The organism is Spirochaetota bacterium, assembly GCA_026414805.1.
Lineage (GTDB): Bacteria > Spirochaetota > UBA4802 > UBA4802 > UB4802 > UBA4802.
The window spans coordinates 18812-39720 of the sequence record JAOAIH010000015.1; the positions used below are offsets into that span (position 1 = coordinate 18812).

A 20909-nucleotide genomic window follows, 5' to 3' on the forward strand; every position below is an offset into this window, starting at 1 on the left:
TGCTTTTGTACCGTGTAATTTTGCCAAAAGCAACAACTTTACCGATTTCAAAGGAGACAGATTCACAAGCTTAAGAGGATTCACCTTCATGAGCTTAAACATAGCAGCTGCAGATGCAGCTAAGTCATTACATTGCCCACTGATATATACGTTACGCTTGCCTAATCTTTTAACAAGAGTATCATAGGTTTCTTCTATAGCACAATGACCTGCAACCAGTACCGGTGTTTTTATTTTTTCAATTAGACTTTTATCATGGCCTTTCCCAATAACAAGGTTCCACCCACCTTTGCCATCATAATCATTATATAATACCTGTAATAACGTTAACGGATTATTGCGGCACCCTTCCTTACAGCACAATTCTTTACCCATAACAATATTCACATCAGGAGGAAAGCTATCAAATAAATCTGTAGGATAGCGCTTTTTAAATTCCTTAAGGCTGCCATCAATTTTAATATTTTTACTACTTTTAATACCCTTTGCCAAACCCTTTTGCAATGCAATATGAAGATGGGGCACATCCTTAACATCGAGACCAAACACTTTTGCACCAACTATATCTGTGGCTACAACATTGTCACCAGCTATCAAGACTTTAAATGGAATAACACATTTGTCCGCTAATTTAGTTGCAGGATAATGCCCATAAATTGTCCCTTCTATTCCTTCGATTAACGTAAAATCTGGCTGCACATACCCAAGTATATCTACAAGTTTATAGTGTAGATTGTAGTTATGGTCATATCGCCTGTCATTATGCCGGGGAAAAGCCCATTGATTCTTTACACCTAGTGTGACAATAGCCATTGAGTGCGTCTTTAGTTTTGGAACATTAATATATAAATTTTCATCTCTGCCATAAATAAGCTTATCAACAACAGTTGCTGGCATTTCAAATTTTGTTAAATCATAACCAAGCGGATTGAACTGTGATGAAGACTTTCCTTTAAATTCATATACCACTGATGTATCTTCATCAAGGTAGAGTGGTTTTGCACCTGTTTTACGGCATATATCAGCATAACCTGTTATTTCAAATACAAGACGTGTAATATTACATTGAGTAGAATTTTCCATTATATAAACATTCCTTGCTCCTGCTTCAAACCAATATTGAACCACGGCATCAACAACTTCAGGTCGGGTGAAGCAATACGGTTTACCATCAATGCCGTTTGGCTTTATATATACATCTTTACTGCTTTTAAGCAGCTTTGCTCCGCCAGCTTTATCAAAAATCTCTTTCACAGTTGCAAAAATTTCTTGGCGCAATTGGTTGTTTAGTGGCTTGAAAACAGTGAAGCTTTCATTTTGATGGGGTGATTTGAGTTTACGAACATATACAGTTGTCATCACATTCTCCTAAATAAATATATTATTTCACATACTCAGCCATTCCTAAATTGATTAGGGATCTCATTTTGGGCTCATGAATCCTGAGTCAAGCTCAGGATGATTTTTTGTTAAAAGAACCTAAATTAATCCTTAAAATAAATTCAGGACAAGGTCCAGAATAATCTTCCATACATGTATTTTCATTTTATAGTATACTACATTATTTTAGTCAATGTAATTTGTACTAAATTATAATCTTCAACATAATATCCAGTAACTATCGCACATAATAAAACCTTAACGATAACTTCTTTTTTATAAATAATTAATACATTGACACTTTTATTTTTTTAATGTATAGTTAGTGAGATATTATCGACGGCAATACAACTATGCATATAAACATTTACACACTGGAAGAGATATACAAAACCTATGAAAACATTGAAGACCACCTTTCAACTAGACAGATAATACGGCGTTTTTCACAGAATAAAAATGATATCCGTGTGCTTACATTAGAACACTGCAACCTGAAGCACTGCAAAAATATTCTTGACTTAGGTTGTGGGTATGGTTTTTTTACTGAAGCATTGAGTAATAGAATAAATCCGCAAGCACATATTACCGGAATTGATGTCATTGGTGGAGAAAATAAAAAAATGTTTCTTTCCACCTGTGCGCAAAGTGGCTACACTGCAACATTTATTGAAGACTCAGCAAATGTCATAACCGAATTTCCTGATGCATCGTATGATTGCATTATTGCTAGCTACTCACTTTATTTTTTTCCACAGCTCATTGAGGATATTGCCCGTATACTCAAAAATGACGGCACTTTTATTGTACTTACTCACAGTGAAAACACTCTTGAACAAATAACAAAACTATTTATGGAAAGCATTCACCATATCATAATGGAGGGCGATAGCTCATTACATATAGTCAAATTGTTTCAAGCATTCTCTGCTGAAAATGGATTTACAAAATTACAACCACACTTTGATCACATCACCTACATACGATATCCAAACAACCTGATATTTAAATCACATGATATTAATCATTGTATAAGTTACATTCAGAAAAAGCAATATCTCTTTTTTAAAGACATTGCATCTCTTGACGTGGATGAATATAATGCATTAATAGAAGATTTTTATAACCGGTTGCGGTGGCATGCTTCATCATATAGCCAGTTTGTTGTTAATAAAGATGATGCCATTTTTATTGCCAACACACCAAGGCGTAAGGAAACCACATCATGAAGAAAAAACGCGTATATTGCAGTTATTGCGGCGCTCCTGTTACTGTGCGGTTCATAGATGAAAAGTATCGCGACTTCTGTGAAAGTTGTAAAACTACATTTTATGAAAATCCTCTTCCCGTTGCATCATGTATTGTCATTAATGAAAAGCGTGAAGTGTTGCTTGTGCAGAGGAAAAATGATCCCTACAAAAATATGTGGTGCCTACCTATCGGTTTTGCTGAAACCGGTGAATCAATTGAACAGGCAGCTTTACGTGAATTAAAAGAAGAAGCAGGCGTTACAGGCCAAATTGTACGTATAATAGATGTAGATACTGTTTCAAACTATTTCTATGGGGATCTTGCTATCATCACATTTGAAGTAAAACAGCTATCACATGAAGTAAAAGCTGGTGATGATGCACTGGATGCAAAATTTTTCCCTCTTACTAATTATCCACCGCTTGCATGGGAATCAAATGAAAAAGCTATAAAGCGATTTATAGAAATATATAAAGATGTATGGTCAATGATAGATTCACTAAACATAATCCACCCCACCATTGCAACACATCATGATATTCCCCAAGAGAAATCAAAACAGTATCAATTAATTTCCACTATTATTGCTAGCATGATTGAGTCAGAAATTGAAGTATTTCATGCACTATGGCAAAATGAAATTCCCAAATATAATGATAGCAATTATTTGCTTTTGCTTTCTATTCATCAAAAGGCATTAGAAACTATTAAATTATGGCTCACCAGAAGCAGAGTTTGGAAAAATTTCAGAGAATTTACTACCATAGGGATGCAATTAAAAAAACATAATGTACCCTTAAAGGATATATTGACTGCAATAGCTATAAGCAGAAAATCAATATGGGTACGGGTGATTGAAAAGAATATCCTGCATTCGCCACTGGATATTTATACAGCACTGGAAATCAATAACAGAATAATACTTTTTTATGACAAGATTACATACTTTTTAATGAAAGGATACGAACACACGCACGAAAAATAAAAGGGCACTCTTGCAAGTGCCCTTCTGTTCGTTATGCTGATTGTTTTCGCTTCTTCTCTTTTATCTTTGCAAGGACTTTTTCTTGCATCTCACGTGGTAGTGGTACATACTTGTCAAATTCCATTGCATAGTTTGCTCTTCCGCTGGAAAGACTTCTAAGGGTTGTCGCATAACCAAACATTTCCATAAGCGGTACAAAACCATTAACCTTCTGGGCACCTTTTCTGAATCGTCGCATTGATTCAACTTTTCCACGCCTTTTATTTAAATCGCCAATTACATCGCCAATGTATTCGTCAGGAGTATTTACTTCTATCTTCATCTGTGGTTCTAATAGTATTGGTTTTGCTTTCATAAAGGCATCCTTGAAGCATATTGATGCACAGGTTCTGAATGCCATATCTGATGAGTCTACCGGATGGAAGCTACCGTCAAGAAGCACCACACGGACATCCACAACAGGGAATCCTGCCAAGATGCCTTCTTCCATAGCTGCAAGTATCCCCTTCTGAATAGATGGAATATATTCATTTGGTATTGCACCACCCTTAATATGGTCCACAAACTCAAAACCTTTGCCTGGATTAGGTTCTATACGAATAACACAATGTGCATACTGTCCTTTGCCACCTGTCTGTTTTACAAACTTGGTCTCCTGCTGAGCTTCTGCAGTAATAGTTTCCCTGAATGCTACCGATGGCTCACCAACCTGCACATTGAGACCAAATTCTTCTTTTAATCTATCTACCATAATCTCTAAGTGAAGCTCACCCATACCTGATATTATGGTTTCACCGGTCTCATCATCAACACGCACATTGAATGAAGGATCTTCGGCTGCCAGTTTATGCAATGCAATACCCAATTTTTCTTCTTCCTTTTTGGAAGTGGGCATAATCTGCAGATCAATGACTGATGGCGGCACAAATATTGATTCTAACAACAGTGGATGATTTGGGTCACACAGTGTATCACCGGTTTTGGTGTATTTCATCCCAATAAGTGCTACTATGTCGCCAGGGCCAGCTTGAGATATCTCTTCACGTTCCTTTGCATGGATACGCATAATACGGCCAATGCGTTCATATTTGCCTTTAGTGGAATTAAACAACTGCATTCCACTTTCAAGTTTACCAGAATATATACGTATAAATGTCTGCTGCCCTACATACGGGTCATTTATAAGCTTAAATGCCAGCGCAGCAAACGGTTCATTTGCCGATGGGTGGCGGGTATGAGTTTTCTCAGGATCATTGAGGTCTGTGCCTACCACAGCACCAATATCAACCGGTGATGGAAGATAATCAACTACTGCATCAAGTAATAACTGTATACCTTTGTTTTTATACGCAGCGCCACAAAAAACCGGTGTGATAAGCATTTTCAATGTTGCTTCACGTCCCACTTTCTTAAGAAGCTCAGCAGCTACTTCCTGCTCATTTAAATACAATTCCATAATTTCATCATCAAAGTCAGCCAACTTTTCTATAAGGTGCTTGCGTGCTGCTTTAGCTTTTTCTTTATACTCTTCAGGAATATCAACAACCAGCTGTTCATTTTCCTTAAATATAACAGCTTTTTGTTCAATAAGATCTATTGATCCTTCAAAATTGTCTTCTGCACCAATAGGAATCTGGAATGGAACAGGATTGGCATCCAGATATTTATCCATCTGCGAAACAACTTCGTAAAAATCAGCTCCTACGCGGTCCATTTTATTAATGAATGCAATGCGTGGCACTTTGTATCTGTCTGCTTGATTCCAGACCGTTTCACTCTGGGGCTCAACTCCGCCAACTGCACAGAAAACTGCAATCAATCCATCAATAACACGCAGTGAACGCTCAACCTCTACAGTAAAGTCAACATGGCCAGGCGTATCAATAATGTTAATATTATGCTCTTTCCATTGACAGGAAATAGCAGCTGAGGAAATAGTAATGCCTCGTTCCTGCTCCTGTTTCATAAAGTCCATCACAGCCTGCCCGTCATGGACCTCACCCAGCTTCCTTGTAACACCGGTAAAATATAAAATACGTTCAGTAACAGTTGTTTTACCTGCATCTATATGTGCAGCTATACCAATGTTTCTCAATTTACGTAACGGCATAGTACATTACTCCTTACAATATAATAATTACTTTATCAGAAAAAATACTAAAGACCGCTTACTACAATAGTGGAATTAATGTTTGCTTTCTTTTTAAACTTGAGGAAGATAACCACTAAATATGGTCGGTCATAGTGATAAAGATAGCAAACCTGTCAACAATTTAAAAAATTTTTTTACATTTTTTAAATTAAAACTTGCAATATTTTTTTGTTTTCGATGAATTTATTTACAGTTACTATCGCCATACTAAAATATGTGCGATAGTTACCAGTTAACGCCCGTACGCGCCACTATAGGAGGTAGATAATGACCAACGAAAAATCACAATCAATCTTTGGCAACCAGATTTCACACCGCGTGTATAACAAAGCTGTAAAACAGAAAGAACGATTTGCAAAGCAATTTGGGTATAATCCAGAGGATACGTATCCGCTTTATGCAGAGCCAAATCCGGAGTTAAAAAAATACTTCAACCTTTACACAATTACTCAGCAAAAAGGAAATGAAATTGCACGATCAAAGTCAGTTATAATTGGTACTATCCGAATGGGATACGGGCATTACCGTATAGCCATGGCAGTTGCCTCAGCAGCACATTCAATGGGGCTTACTCCGTATTGGTTTGACCTTTTATCGTTTAATACTGCAGGGGCACGTATAATAAAACATTTGGAAAAGCTTTATTCACTTGGTTCACGACTTTCACAGCAATTCTACCTGTTTAACAAATTGTACTGGGAACACCTCACTGCTATTGGATTTAAACGATTGTCCTATAACGCAAGTGATCAAAAGATGACCGAACTTTTTGCAAACATTTATGAAAACCTGCCACACTCAGTACCTTTTGTAGCAACACATGCGTGGGCTTCTCAGGCTGCTATCCATGCTGGCATGAAAAGAGTTGTCAACATGATTCCTGATAATTGGCCACTTGCACTGCATCTTTCTGAGGGTGCCATCCATACTGTCCAAACACCATCCGCATATTATGGCTACCGAACATTAAAAAATATGGGAAAACGAAATGAAATTTTAAATCCAATGCCAAAGGATAGCATATACTATACTGGGCATTATATTGACCACGAGTTGGTGGCCAATATTGAAAAAGATTGTAATGCACGTTTAAGCAGAATGAAAGCCAAAAAGCCACGCCGATTTTTGTTAAGCATTGGTGGTGCTGGAGCTGGGCAAAAACTTTGCATGGATATCATTCAGCATTGTATACCTCTTCTAGAAAATGAAAAACTTACATTAATTATTAACACTGGTGATCATAAAACAATTTTTGATATGATAGTTAATTCTCAGTTTGGCTCAAAAGTAAAAATTTCCACGTACACACAATGGCCCCAAACTGAAAAGCTTGTCACTGCTCTTGGCACTAAAGACATTCCCGGACTTCATGTAGTTTATAATGAAAATATTTTCTCTGCAGTGTATGCAACCAATTTATTAATGCGAGTCAGCGATTGCCTTATTACAAAACCAAGTGAACTGGCATTTTATCCTGTTCCAAAGCTTTTTGTGGCTCGTGTTGGAGGCCATGAAATGTGGGGTGCCATACGTGGTGCAGAAGTTGGTGATAGTACCGTAGAGTGCGAAACAACCGAGCATACCTTACAGGCACTGGATTTACTCATTTATGACGATGATCTTCTTTCACTCTATTGCCAAAATATTATAAAAGCTAAAAGTATAGGCATTTATAATGGAGCATACGAGGTAATAAAATTAGCATTGGGGAAATAACTACTATCACAATGGAATGCTATCCCCTGAAAAGGGGATAGCATTATTAACTTTGTTAATACTCGCCTTCTTCAACTTTAACTGGAATTGGCGGCTGTGGTTCAACGGGCAAAAACTTTTTCTGAAATTCTATTGCAATAAATCCTGCCGGATACATTAAAATTCCAAACATTGCTGAGGTAAAAAACATAGATGCATAAAAATCCCCCATATAATCCTGAATCAAAATACTCAAAGCCATAGCCAATGAAGCATTGCGCAATCCCGTTTCCAGGGAGATAGCTCTTGTTTGATAATTGTTAACACCTACCATTTTTGGTACAACTGCACCAATGAACATACCTAACATAGTTAGCAAGAATACCGTTGTGTAAAACTTAACTCCATAACGTTCGGTATCAGTGAATACTTCCAAATTGCCTAAAATTCCTGCAATTATAAGGAATAACAGTGCTATGACACCTAAAATTGAAAAAAAGCCTGTTGATTTTTCAGCAAATACTGGCCACCGATTGCGTATAAACATTCCAATTGCAAGCGGTATTATAACCAGTATTATTATAGTTTGCACAACAAGCTTTACAGGTATAGTTACTTCTGGAACATTGGCACACAGCAACGTTAATAAAAATGGAGTAAAGAATAATGAAAGAACTGTTGAAAAAGAAGTTAGTGAGATAGATAATGCTAAATCACCTTTGGCATAATATGTCATTAAATTTGAAGTAACACCGCCAGGACTCACAGTTATTAAAACAATTCCAACGTAAATATACGGAAACGCTTCGAAAAAACCCAACATTTTACCCAACGCTGCTGCAACAAATGGCATAACAGCCCATTGCAAAATAGCTCCGGTGAGTATTCCTTTAGGCTTTTGGAATACAATTTTAAAATCATTAATAGTTAGAGTTAAGCCCATACCTAACATAACAAAAAACAACATCAATACAATTGATGTTTTAAATATTTTATCCAGTGCTAACTGTTGGGGCGCATCTTTGAACCTTGTGTAATTGTATGCTTCTCCATTTACAGTTTTTTGAGCAACAAGCAATTTAAAATTCATTTTATATTCTAACATCTTTTCAAGATTGGAATATGCTGATTTTAAATCTTGATCAATTATCTCATTTTCATTAGGAACTGATAATAAATACATTTCACCTGTGATGTTTCTAACAAAATATAGTTTTGTTTCATCATCAGTGCCTTTAATGATAGCAGTTTTCAATACTCGCAGATGACCATGGCATTCAATTTCTTTAGCCTTACCCCAATCTATCTGCCTACCAGCCTGATTCAATTTTTTAATTTGATGTACATCCTGCTGTGATTTTGTAATACGTGAAAGCTTATGATACAGATCTTCATCTGCAAATACATTACCAGACGTAATAAATAAACTCATTACAAATACAAAAAACAGTTTTAGTGAATTACTGTAAGTAGTGAATGCAAACTTCATTAGAACCCCCATTAGTAAATTTTTGTATCCAGTCATAACATTTAGAATACTTTTGCAATGTATTCGTTACATATTATAAGTTATGACGGATATTCATAGTTTGTATGACATTATTATAATATAATTATAATAATGTCAATGATTATTTTGTATTCAACTCCAACACATTAATGCTTCTGTTTATTAAAACATTTTGTTATTTCAAATTTTTGTAATGTAAAAATAGTATTTTTATTTAAAATTTATCAAAGAAAAAAAAGTACTACTTTCTGGTTACTCCGATAAATAGTTATCATCTCATATACTTTCATCATTTATGATTTTTTATTACTTTTATTTAAAAAAGTTATTGAATTCAGAAAGTATACTTTGTAATATATCACCTTTTATATACTGTTGTACTACAACAGTCGCGTTCCTTTAACTGAACTGCATTATCTTTATTCTAATATCTAAAGAAAATAATGTATGTGATATTTTTCGGTTTAGGAACATTAATATACTTTCATTAAGGGGGGTTCATGCGCTTAAAAAATCTATATTTTTTTACAAGGTTATTTTTAATGGTTATTTGCTTTGTTTCTTCTTTGTTCGCGCAGGATAAGACTGTGACACTTCAACAGATTGCGCCAGAAGAACGATTATATCTGTCATCACTTACTATTATCCGTTACAATCCATTAGGGCTTGAGACACAAAATCGCCTTATGTATAGCCGCAAGCTCGTTGATAGCAATTCATTATTATTTCGCGACACATTTATAGCACCTGGACTATCTACAAAACTAAATCCAGCATATTTAAAGATAGGACCAGTTATTGATTTTCAGCCCATTGCTGTTTTCAATGTAAGATTTGGATACGAATACATAACATTCTTTGGGACTAGTGGCTTTCTACTTTCGTACCCAATTGCAAACAAAGATGTTGATTTTGATGATGATACGCGTAAGGATATGAAGGATCAAGCATATTCGACTTCGGGACACCATTATTTTGTTGAACCTACATTCCAATTGAAGGCTGGAAAAGTTGCCTTACGGACAAAGTTTCCTCTATTATATTTTAATATTGACCTAAAAAATGAAGACAAATATTTTTATGATGCAACACTGGATACTCTTGTTCCAAACAACAAGATGATATGGGCTAATGATACTGATTTACTCTATTTAGATGGTCAACTAATAGTGGGTGCACGTTACTCAGCAGTGTTCCCTAGCAATAATTTAGAACACATGCGTATAGGACCATTAATTGCCTGGTCATTCCACACTCACGACTATACAAGCTTCAACAAACCAACGTTTCTTATGATATTAGGGTGGTACTTAAAACACCCTAACAGAGAAGGAGTACTTCCTTATATTTTGGCAGGATTTTCGTTCTCTAGTGATTTTATGGGAAAATAAGATAATCTCCTTCACATGATTTCAATTTTTTTACATTAGCAAAATTATTTTTTAATACTGGGCTGTTCCAAAGTTGTCTAAAGTACAAATTTATTAAAAGTATTGATTTATATAGTTAAAAATATTGAAAAACTGGACCTAATTAAGTGCATTTTTCAAATACTATCTAATTAGACTCAACGACCACCTTTGGGACAGCCCATCAGTTAATATACTATCCTTACATACCTGGAATGCTTGTAAATACACCGCGAGGATCAACTTCATTGCGCAATATTTCAAGTATTTCCTTTGAAGGAACTTCTGTTACCGGTATTTCTCCTTCTGGCTTCAGCAGCTCAAACCCGCAGGCTAACTGACACAGGTCAAATGATACTCCCGGATGCAGTGATTTAACTCTCATACGTTTTGTCTCTGGCTCAAAATCAAAAACTGCAGCCTGCGTTACTACGCATATAGGTCCATTGCCAAGTAATCCTGCTTTCTTTCTGCTATCGCCACCATCTAAAAATCCCGGTGAAGTAATAAAATCAACTTTTGGAACAAATTTTTGTGGTGACTGCAATCCAACCAGAATCATGTTCTCAGCAAGTGAAGAAAGATCGTTGTTACCACCAGAACCCGTCAGACGATGATCAGGTTTAAGAAAATCCTTACCAATTATATGCGTATTTACATTACCATACATGTCAATCTGTGCAAAACCCAGGAAAGCTTTGTCAACATATCCATTGTATAATTGACCAAATGAATATGCCATTTCCATGATTAATGGTGATTTTCGCCAAGTTGCTGGTCCGCCAACTGACCATGGCAATGCACCTTCCATTGGGTCCTGACCACCAGATTCATATACCAGAACAATATTTGGTGCATGAGTCTTGCGGGCAAGTATACCTGCAATCATTGGTAATCCTGTTCCAATATATACAACTTCATGATCATTTATCTGCTTTGATAAAATATATGCCAGCATTTCCAGTGGATTCATTGGTTTATCAGATCTATTACCCATAATTCCTCCTTATAAATTACATTTTTAAATTATTACAATACTTCATTTTAATAAAATCTCATAGTACTAATGTTTTCTGGCCACTCACCGCTGGTGTATTCATCATAATTGAAATCAACACCAATGTCTTCATTATCATACTCTTCGGCTTTAGTCAAGCGACGAGACTCAGCAATCCATTTTGCTCCACCAAGTTTTTCAATGAACTCATACTGGTCTTTCACACTATAGACCCAGTATTCTAGGAAGTGCTGGAAGTTTTCATCTGACTTCATAGCATATCTGAAAGCCATTTCCCACCACTGGCGTGACCAGTAATAGCATCCCGGCATCTGACCAGGTACTGCTCCAAATGGCAATTCAACCACTGCATCTACATACATAGCAGGTATATACACACCTTTATTATTGTACCTGATGTCGCTTTCAGGAACTATCTCCTCAGCTGTAATAATGAGTTTTCGTGTTGCAGCTGCCATTGCAATATCATTTACTGCAGGTCCAAAGAATCTAGCATTGCCTTTTTTGTCAGCAGCATGTACATGGATGATAGATACATCAGGATATAATGCCGGAATAAATACTACCGGATCAGGGTCATTGCGCATGGGATTTTGCATAACTTTAACATAAGGATTATATTTTAACATATCCGAGCCCAAAAGTTGCTTGCTGAAAACTCCAGGCAACCCTAACTGCGCAGCTTTAAACCCCTGTGCCATTGATCCATGGCTCCACTCCGAAAGTATAGTTACTTTACCAGCTTTTAACTGACGGCCATAGTTGCGGTCAATACCACGCATTTCAGCTCCAATATACGAATTATGTGAATATCGACAACAACCAGCATTAATCATGTAGGAATGGTTTGTGTTTGGAGAGCTACAGAACTGCAGGTTCTTTTTTTGCTGGCGAATAACTTCAAAATATGACTGGATAGAAGTCCTGACATAACAAAAACCGCCATCAGTCATGATATCACCATCTTTAACATATTCAGCCACAGCTTCCTTTAATGACATCCGCTTGTCTTTGCGAGATCTGTCCTTACTTAAATGCCATTTTCGTGCATGCTCAAAATCTACCAATCGCTCAAGTATTGAGGTATCAGTGATTTTGAGATTTTTAAGTGCTTCTTCATTAAAGCTGAATTTTCCCATTTACATCCTCCTGCTTGATTAAGTATTTTAAAAATACTCAAAACTCAATAATAATTATAACATACAATTTTATATATTACAAAAATTATATTCAATTACCAGCTGTTTGGTATTAAATATAATTTATAATATATTAATTTGTACTTATTATTTTATATATAAATTTGTCAATAGTTTTGTGCATAAATTATTAGCATATAATTGTATTATGTATGTCATAATAATTTGTATAACAATGGAATAGTATGTTGTTTTTTTATAATCTTATATAATATATAATTTGTTAATTATAAATAGTTAACAAATTTCTTTTAAAGCTCCTTCCTGATGGATAAAACATGCTCACAAATACTAGCGGATATATATTTTCATTACCAATAATTTTTTTATATAATGTATACTTTCGTCTTTATCAACAAATAATAGGTTAAATTAACATAATTATTTAATATTGATCAAAATATTTATAATCCATCTAACAATTTATTGGGGGTTTCATAACTTTTGACACATAATGCTTTTGAATTAAAATGAAATATCTTTATTTTTTATATATGTATGTAATTGGACACAAATGTTATAATTATTAAATATACCATGAATGCTACTCTTTTATTCTTTCCCTGCGCGAAAGTATAGTATCCGGGTCTATTTCCCCTACATGTTCAAATATATAATCAGGCTGGTATGGGAACCTGTCAACCATTGCCAGTGTGGTTACCCCTGTTAGCACAAGAATACACGTCATCCCTGCTTCTGAGCCACCCAGAATATCAGTATCCATCCTATCTCCAATCATAAAACAGTTAGCAGAGTGAACATTTAGTTTTTTTCGTGCCCAGTACATCATTGCAGGATTAGGTTTCCCTAAAAAATAAGGCTTCACACCAGTAACTTTTTCAATTGGTGCTACCAGAGCTCCGCATGCAGGTACAGGCCCACGCTGTGTTGGTCCCGTCAGATCAGGATTTGTTGCAATAAATTTTGCTCCTTCCTGGATAAGATATGTTGCTTCAATAATGCGAGCATAATCATATTCTTCTGTTTCGCCAATAATTACATAATCAGGATTTTTATATGTGATCACAATACCGTTTTTCTCAAGCTCTTGTATAAGTCCCCTACCCCCTATTACATAAGCAGAGCATCCAGGCTTTTGGTACACAAGAAAACTTGCTGTTGCCATTGCAGATGTATAAAATCGGTCTTCACTTATATCCAAACCCAACTTGAAAAATTTCTCTGAAAGTTCTTTTGGAGTATGATATGAATTATTTGTTAAGAACAAAAATGGGTAATTGCCTTTTTGAAGTTTGTTGATAAAATCCTTAGCACCGGCTATAAGAGAGTTCCCACGTACAATAACACCATCGATATCAATTAAAAATGATTTTTGATACCCTCTGTCAACTTTCATAACAACTTCCCTGGCATTTTACTTTTTAAAAATTGTTTGCTAAGCTCAAAAGGTATGGGCTTATTATCAGCATAGTATCCCATGGTTTCTTGTTTGTCTCCATGGAAATCACTGCCACCAGATATTATTAAAGAATATTTTTTTGCTATATGCAACAGTTGTGTTACATCATCATCATTATGCATTGATGAATATACCTCAATTCCTTCAACCCCTGCATCAATAAATTCTTTTAAAATATTTTCACATTCATCCCATGAACCAAATCCTAAGGATACAGGATGAGCAACAATTGCAACTCCCCCACTCATTTTAATCAGCTGTAGCGCTCTGTGGAAATTAATTTTTTCTTTTTTTACATATCCTGGCTTTCCTTTTACCATATATTGAGTAAATACATCACTCACTGTAGCAGCATACCCCTTTTTTACAAGCACCCTGGCAACATGTGGTCGGCCAGGGGAATTTCCCAATGCTTCTATCGCAACTTCTTCATCAGTTATGTCAATTCCATGCAATTGTAAATCCTTAACAATTTTAAATATCCTTTCCTTTCGCAGCATTTGCAGGTGCGAAAGCTCATTGCATAAATCAACATTGGTATGATCTATCCCCATGCCCACAAGATGGAATGAACCATGTGGATAATCAATACTGAATTCAATACCCGGTATAAGATTGAAAGATTTTTGCTTTGCATAGGCAATTGCTTGATCTAACCCATCTATAGAATCATGGTCAGTTATAGCAAGCACACTAACATTATGCGAAATAGCATAGTCAATAATCCCTGTTGGAGAATAAATCCCATCCGATGCTGTGGTATGACAGTGCAAATCAATGAGTTCCATAAATTATATACCTTAATGTGTAATGTACTAAGATAGCACATCGTATTGTAAAAGACAATCTGAAATTTATTTCTCTTGGACAATTACAACATATAATCTGTACATTGCGAAGGATTGGCAAGCAATAATATTTTTTTCAACGTCAAAGCATTAAACGCCGCATATGCGTTGAAATCATTATCAAAATAGCAATACGTTAATCTATTCCAGCTAATAATTTTTTCTGCCCAATCGTGTAATTCTTTATCAGTGTAGTTTGATGTATACAATTTTGTTGATCCATGCAATCGTATGTAAACAAAATCAGCAGTTATCTCTTCATGATATGGGTATCTACCTGCAGTATCTGAGATGCACCATGCAACATTATATTGCTGCAACAATGAAAATGAGCTATCGCACAGCCACGAACTGTGCCGTGCTTCTATTGTATAGCGATAGTTACTGGGAAGTGCTGAAACAAAATCAGCCACAAGTGCAGTATCAAATTTTAGTGAAGGCGGCAGTTGAATTAGAATAACGCCTAATTTTTCTTTTAACAACAATGCAGATGCAATACAAGAATGGATTTCAGCACTAACATTATCAAGACGTTTGATATGGGTTATATATTTTGACATCTTAACACTAAAACAGAAATTATCCGGCACTTTATTATACCAGTTTATGTATACACAATCTTTAAATTGCCGATAGAATGTTGCATTAATCTCTACTGTATCAAAAACATTAGAATAATATTGCAACCATTTTGACTTTGGTATATCTTTGGGGTAAAATATACCCGCCCAGTGATTGTAATTCCATCCTGAGCAGCCGATATAATGTAATTGTTCTTTCATTTTACTTCATAGCAACAATAACGCATTTCTATACAATTTTGCAAGATATTTATAGGCTCTGTCCGCAAAAACCAACCCACAGGGGTGACATTATATAACGGGGTCAGTGCACCAAAACCTCACTTCTGTGTGTTCTCCGCGTCCTCTGCATAAAAAAATGATGCATCACGCTGAGAGCGCAGAGTTACAAGAGAAAAAAGGGATCAGAGCATTCAAAAAATCTCTATTACTCCGTGTTCTCTGCGTACCCCGCGTGAATAAAATAATGCACCATGCAGAGAGCGTAGAGTTTCAAGAGAAAAAGGAAGCAGAGCATTAAAAAAATCCCACCTCTCTGTCTTCTCAGCGTCCTCTGCATGAAAAATGAAAAGTTTCCAATATATATCCAGATTAGAACACTGCATCAGTAACTATCGCCCTTAAAATGTAACACCAGTGAAATAATAAAAGCTTTATAATGTCTTGACAAAATATACATGCTGCCTTCCACAGTATTTAAAACTCACTATTAACGATAGCATTATGGAACTACCACAAGCAACAAATTTTATTGAAGAAATAATCAACGATGACTTAAAAAATAACGTGTGCACATCTGTTATCACACGTTTCCCTCCTGAGCCAAATGGCTATCTTCATATTGGACACGCAAAATCTATCTGCCTCAACTTTGGCATTGCACAGAAATACAATGGTAAATGCAACCTGCGCCTTGACGATACCAATCCTGAAAAAGAAGATGTTGAATACGTAGAATCAATAAAGCAGGACATTCAGTGGTTGGGGTTTAAGTGGGATGGCGAAGTGCGCCATGCTTCGGATTATTTTGAACAACTTTATGAATGGGCCAAAGAGTTAATAAAAAAAGGTAAAGCGTATGTGTGCGATATGTCCGCTGAAGAAGTTGCAGCAACTCGTGGCACCCCCACTGTACCCGGCAAAGAAAGTCCATACCGCAATCGTAGTGTAGAGGAAAACCTTGACCTTTTTGAACGCATGAAAAATGGCGAGTTTCCAGATGGATCAAAAACGCTGCGTGCAAAGATTGATATGGCCTCACCTAATATGCATATGCGCGATCCTGTTATGTACCGCATTAAACATGCAACCCATCATCGTACTGGCGATAGGTGGTGTATATACCCCACCTATGATTGGGCACATGGACAGTCAGATTACATTGAAGGGATAACCCATTCAATCTGCACACTTGAATTTGAAGTACACCGCCCATTATATGACTGGTTTTTAAACCAAATAGCAACTGGCCCAAGACCAAAACAAATTGAATTTGCACGGCTCAATTTAAGCTATACTGTTATGAGCAAACGCATGCTTCTTAGGCTAGTTCAGGAAGGCCATGTCAAAGGATGGGATGACCCTAGAATGCCAACAATAGCAGGATTACGAAGAAGAGGGTATACTCCAGATTCAATCAGAAACTTTGCAAAGCTTGTAGGTGTGGCAAAAAAAGACAGCATGGTTGACATAGCACTCCTTGAACATTGCATTCGTGAGGATTTAAACAAAAAAGCCAATAGAGTGATGTGCGTGCTCAATCCATTAAAGGTAGTTATTGTGAACTACCCAGACAATCAGGTGGAATACGTAGAAGGTGTTAACAACCCTGAGAACAACGATGCAGGAACCAGAAAGATTCCATTCTCAAAAGTGCTATACATTGAACGAGATGATTTTATGGAAAATCCTCCTAAGAAATATTTCAGGCTTTCACCTGGTGCTGAAGTTAGGTTGCGCTATACCTATTTTATTAAATGCGTTGATGTTATCAAAGACAGTAATGGCAACATAACTGAACTTCATTGCACTTATGATCCTGCCACAAAGGATGGCTATGCTCCTGATGGGCGCAAGGTAAAAGGCACCATCCATTGGGTAAGTGCACAACATGCTCTTGCTGCTGAAATACGCCTTTATGACAGATTATTTACAAAAGAAGACCCTTCTGATGTTGAGGAGGGAAAAGACTTCACTGACTATATTAACCCTGACTCTCTTAAAATAGTGAATGGTTACATTGAACCCTGCGTTAGAGGAGTTAAACCTTTTACTAATTTCCAGTTTGAACGGCTGGGTTATTTTACGGTTGATCCTGATTCTACTGATGATAGGCTAATTTTTAATAGGACAGTTACATTAAAGGATACATGGGCAAAAATATCTCAAAAAGAATAATAAACCCTGTCAAAATTATTGACAAAATTTTTATTTCAAGAATATATGTGCTATAGAATGTGTATATACCTTGCCCGGTGGTGTAATTGGCAACACATCTGACTCTGGATCAGAGTAGTCCAGGTTCGAGTCCTGGCCGGGCAGATTGATGTATTTACTAATGCAGAGGTCTAGCGAAAACCTCTGCATTTTTAATTCTTATCCACCTAAATTTACTTTGTTGCCATGCACTATATAGCGTTAGCAATATTTATTTTCACTTATACTGGTATAATATTCACACGTCTTCCCTGGTTCAATGTAGACAGGCCATCAGCTGCTTATTTTGGCGCAATAGCTATGATTTTAACAGGGGTACTAACGTTTGAAGAAGCCATTACAGCTATCGATTTCAATACAATAGCTCTACTTTTGGGGATGATGATAGTCATTGCCACACTGGAACAGGATGGTTTTTTTTCTTTTATTGCTCATAAAACCATTGCATTTTCAAAAACTCCATCACAGCTTTTATGGATTATAACATTCACTACTGGTATTTCCAGTGCATTTTTGGTAAATGATGCTGTTGTATTAATGTTTACACCTATCATCATATCAATATGCAGATCAGCACAACTTGACCCAAAACCATATTTAATAGCTGAAATATTAGCCTCAAATATTGGTAGTGCAATGACTATCACCGGCAATCCTCAAAATATGCTTATAGGCATATATTCAGGAATTCCCTATTTTTATTTCCTGATGCACCTTATGCCAATATCTATTATTGGCCTGGTTATCATTGGAATATGTATAAAACGAATCTATTCTGAAACATTTGAAACCCACCGTGTATTACACTACAGTGAAAATGGGTATGTATATAATCTGTCTTCCATGATACTTTCTGTTGCTATTTTTATTCTTATTACTTTGTTTTTTTTACTCCATCATGTTCTACATGTATCCATACCACTTATTGCACTTGCAGGTAGCTCACTAATACTATTGACTAGCAAGATCAAGCCATCCAAAATAATAAAAGAAATAGATTGGGTACTACTGTTATTTTTTGCCTCACTGTTTATCGTAGTAAAAGGTGCTGAAAAAGGCGGTATTTTATCAATATTTTTAAAGTTTACACAATATAATGAAGGATTTTACAGCATAACCTTTTTGCATGGCATAAGTTTATTATTTTCACAAATAGTAAGTAATGTCCCATTTGTTATTCTTTTAGGACCTGCACTGCAACACAACAACAGTAAAATTGTGTGGTTGGCTTTGGCTTCATCGTCAACATTAGCGGGAAATGCAACAATTATAGGGGCAATGGCAAACCTTATAGTACTGGAATCAGCTTCAAAATCAGGAATAAAAATACAGTTTATGGAATTTTTAAAGCCTGGTTTGCTTGTTACCCTCATCACACTGGTGGTATCAATATTTATTTTGTGCTTACAATCATATTTACATTTGATTTGATGAAATTTTAACTTTATTTTGTCATTTATTTGTTGACATTAATTCTAAAACATTCTACACTTTATAAAAAGCTTTAAGTTTTAAAGTTAAAAAACACAATTTTTTAAAAGCAGTAATTATCCCAATTTACTTAGAGTAATTGCATGCAGATTGATGTACATAAAGAAGGGCCTTTACTCATTTTCACACTAAATGGCCGATATGACATTTCGGAAGTTCATAACTTTGAAACGGTGTACCGTCATCATATCGAAGACAATCCCAAGATTATTGCCCTCAATCTGCGCGACTTGAAATATATCGATTCATCAGGTATTGGTTCACTGGTTCGTTGCATGAATCTTGCTTTGAAAAGTAATATTGAGTTTGTGTGTTATGATATAAATGAAAACGTGGAAAGTATTTTCAAGATAGCTAAACTTGATCAGTTCATTTCTATTTTGACCCAGGAAGAATTTATAAAAAAATATATTAAAAAGCAATAAGCTGTTTTAATGGTTCCTTTTCTTCAAGTAACTCAATCATCACATCTACAACTTGTGGATCAAATTGGGTACCTTTATTTCTAATTAATTCTTTTTTTGCTTCCTGAAGCGATAGTGCCTTTCTATAAGGCCTGTCACTGAGCATCGCATCAAGCGCATCAGCAACAGCTATAATTTTTGATTCTATTGGAATTTTATCACCGGAGAGCTGATAATACCCTTTGCCATCAATACGTTCATGGTGATACATAATAATCGATGCAATATCATCTAGATACTCAAGTGATGAAAGTATTTTCATGCCTCTTACTGGATGACTTTCCATCATGAGTCTTTCCTTTTCAGTTAACCGGCTACTTTTTTCAATAATATCAATTGGTATGCCTATTTTACCAATATCATGAGCTGCAGCTGCATGATTAAGCAATCGCATCTTTTCCTGGGGCAACCCTAACCGTTTGCCTATTGCCAGTGCATATTGTGCAACCCGTGTAGTATGACCACTGGTGTAAGGGTCTTTATCCTCCATTGCACTTATTAAAACTGTAATTATCTCAAATACCCTTTCATTTAATTTTTCGTCAAAACTTGCTGCAGCATTATTTTGCCTCATCATCAGTTTCTGTATATATCGCAAAACACTGTCAAAACGCCCATTATCAATAGAGAAAGGGTAAGTAAGATTACCCTTTTCAAACTGTTTCAATACATTCATTAGTGAAGTTGCAACATCGTCGTACCGCTTTTGCAACAGTTTATTTATTATTCCAAATGATATACTCAATGCCATAACATTAGCAAACACTAATATTACTATTTCAGCAAATAAACTAATGGGTATGTAATTGAAAGCAAACTGATGAAAAAGCAAAAATAAAACATTTATAGTAACTATCGCACACAATACTATTAAGTATACAATGATGGTTAATTTTTTTCTTTTCAAATATTTGTATGTAAAAAGATTTGTGACACCCATACTACCATGCTCTATTCTTAATCAGTAATAATAAAATACTTACAATAATACCAGATTTCAAATAATTGTTATTATTTTTTAAACTGGCAGATAGCTACAGTAAATTAATTATTGACGATAATGGTATGAT

Annotated in this window: 16 protein-coding genes and 1 tRNA gene; 8 read left to right on the plus strand and 9 right to left on the minus strand. The window is 35.7% G+C overall.

Annotation, left to right across the window (positions count from 1 at the left end):
- The coding region (locus tag N3F66_04730) for a DUF362 domain-containing protein (protein ID MCX8123452.1) at positions 1 to 1359 on the minus strand (1359 nt) is incomplete at its 3' end.
- A gap of 374 nt (positions 1360 to 1733) precedes the next feature.
- Here N3F66_04730 and N3F66_04735 point away from each other — a divergent pair.
- A complete protein-coding gene (locus N3F66_04735) occupies positions 1734 to 2609 on the plus strand; it encodes a class I SAM-dependent methyltransferase (protein ID MCX8123453.1) in 876 nt (291 codons plus the stop codon).
- On the plus strand, positions 2606 to 3616 hold the full coding sequence (locus N3F66_04740) for an NUDIX domain-containing protein (protein MCX8123454.1): 1011 nt from the start codon (positions 2606 to 2608) through the stop codon (positions 3614 to 3616). The genes N3F66_04735 and N3F66_04740 overlap by 4 nt, the downstream gene beginning before the upstream one ends.
- Before the next feature lie 31 nt (positions 3617 to 3647).
- On the opposite strand, the gene fusA is transcribed toward N3F66_04740, so the two are convergent.
- Complete coding sequence (fusA, locus tag N3F66_04745; GenBank protein ID MCX8123455.1) at positions 3648 to 5726, minus strand: elongation factor G; 2079 nt, start codon at positions 5724 to 5726, stop codon at positions 3648 to 3650.
- 309 nt (positions 5727 to 6035) lie between these two features.
- Here fusA and N3F66_04750 point away from each other — a divergent pair, with 309 nt between their 5' ends.
- Positions 6036 to 7484 (plus strand): hypothetical protein, encoded by a 1449-nt coding sequence (locus N3F66_04750; GenBank protein ID MCX8123456.1) that lies wholly within the window; start codon positions 6036 to 6038, stop codon positions 7482 to 7484.
- A 55-nt stretch (positions 7485 to 7539) separates the two neighbouring features.
- Here N3F66_04750 and N3F66_04755 read toward each other — a convergent pair whose 3' ends face one another.
- Positions 7540 to 8952 carry a bile acid:sodium symporter family protein gene (locus tag N3F66_04755; GenBank protein MCX8123457.1) on the minus strand — a complete coding sequence of 471 codons (1413 nt, stop codon included), beginning with the start codon at positions 8950 to 8952 and terminating at the stop codon, positions 7540 to 7542.
- Positions 8953 to 9473: 521 nt separating this feature from the next.
- Here N3F66_04755 and N3F66_04760 point away from each other — a divergent pair.
- Positions 9474 to 10364 carry a hypothetical protein gene (locus N3F66_04760; GenBank protein ID MCX8123458.1) on the plus strand — a complete coding sequence of 297 codons (891 nt, stop codon included), beginning with the start codon at positions 9474 to 9476 and terminating at the stop codon, positions 10362 to 10364.
- A 220-nt stretch (positions 10365 to 10584) separates the two neighbouring features.
- Here N3F66_04760 and N3F66_04765 read toward each other — a convergent pair whose 3' ends face one another.
- The 5 genes from N3F66_04765 to N3F66_04785 all read right to left on the minus strand — a co-directional run bounded on the left by N3F66_04765 (position 10585) and on the right by N3F66_04785 (position 15649).
- Positions 10585 to 11379: a 3-oxoacid CoA-transferase gene (locus tag N3F66_04765; GenBank protein ID MCX8123459.1), complete on the minus strand. Its 795-nt coding sequence runs from the start codon at positions 11377 to 11379 to the stop codon at positions 10585 to 10587.
- A 47-nt stretch (positions 11380 to 11426) separates the two neighbouring features.
- Positions 11427 to 12539, minus strand: a complete 1113-nt coding sequence (locus tag N3F66_04770) for a hypothetical protein (GenBank protein ID MCX8123460.1) — start codon at positions 12537 to 12539, stop codon at positions 11427 to 11429.
- A gap of 604 nt (positions 12540 to 13143) precedes the next feature.
- Entirely contained in the window at positions 13144 to 13956 is an 813-nt protein-coding gene (locus N3F66_04775) for an HAD-IIA family hydrolase (GenBank protein MCX8123461.1), read from the minus strand.
- Positions 13953 to 14807 (minus strand): PHP domain-containing protein, encoded by an 855-nt coding sequence (locus N3F66_04780; GenBank protein MCX8123462.1) that lies wholly within the window; start codon positions 14805 to 14807, stop codon positions 13953 to 13955. The genes N3F66_04775 and N3F66_04780 overlap by 4 nt, the downstream gene beginning before the upstream one ends.
- Before the next feature lie 83 nt (positions 14808 to 14890).
- Entirely contained in the window at positions 14891 to 15649 is a 759-nt protein-coding gene (locus N3F66_04785) for a DUF72 domain-containing protein (protein ID MCX8123463.1), read from the minus strand.
- Positions 15650 to 16171: 522 nt separating this feature from the next.
- Between N3F66_04785 and N3F66_04790 the strand changes: the two genes are divergently transcribed.
- The 4 genes from N3F66_04790 to N3F66_04805 all read left to right on the plus strand — a co-directional run bounded on the left by N3F66_04790 (position 16172) and on the right by N3F66_04805 (position 19800).
- Positions 16172 to 17845, plus strand: coding sequence for a glutamine--tRNA ligase/YqeY domain fusion protein (locus tag N3F66_04790; GenBank protein MCX8123464.1), 1674 nt, complete (start codon positions 16172 to 16174; stop codon positions 17843 to 17845).
- 71 nt (positions 17846 to 17916) lie between these two features.
- Positions 17917 to 17989, plus strand: a tRNA-Gln gene (locus tag N3F66_04795).
- Positions 17990 to 18070: 81 nt separating this feature from the next.
- Positions 18071 to 19315, plus strand: coding sequence for an anion transporter (locus N3F66_04800; GenBank protein ID MCX8123465.1), 1245 nt, complete (start codon positions 18071 to 18073; stop codon positions 19313 to 19315).
- Between the two features lie 143 nt (positions 19316 to 19458).
- On the plus strand, positions 19459 to 19800 hold the full coding sequence (locus N3F66_04805) for an STAS domain-containing protein (GenBank protein MCX8123466.1): 342 nt from the start codon (positions 19459 to 19461) through the stop codon (positions 19798 to 19800).
- Here the strand turns inward: N3F66_04805 and N3F66_04810 are convergent.
- Positions 19787 to 20779 (minus strand): HD-GYP domain-containing protein, encoded by a 993-nt coding sequence (locus N3F66_04810; protein ID MCX8123467.1) that lies wholly within the window; start codon positions 20777 to 20779, stop codon positions 19787 to 19789. The two genes, N3F66_04805 and N3F66_04810, sit on opposite strands and share 14 nt — an antisense overlap.
- Positions 20780 to 20909: the final 130 nt, after the last annotated feature.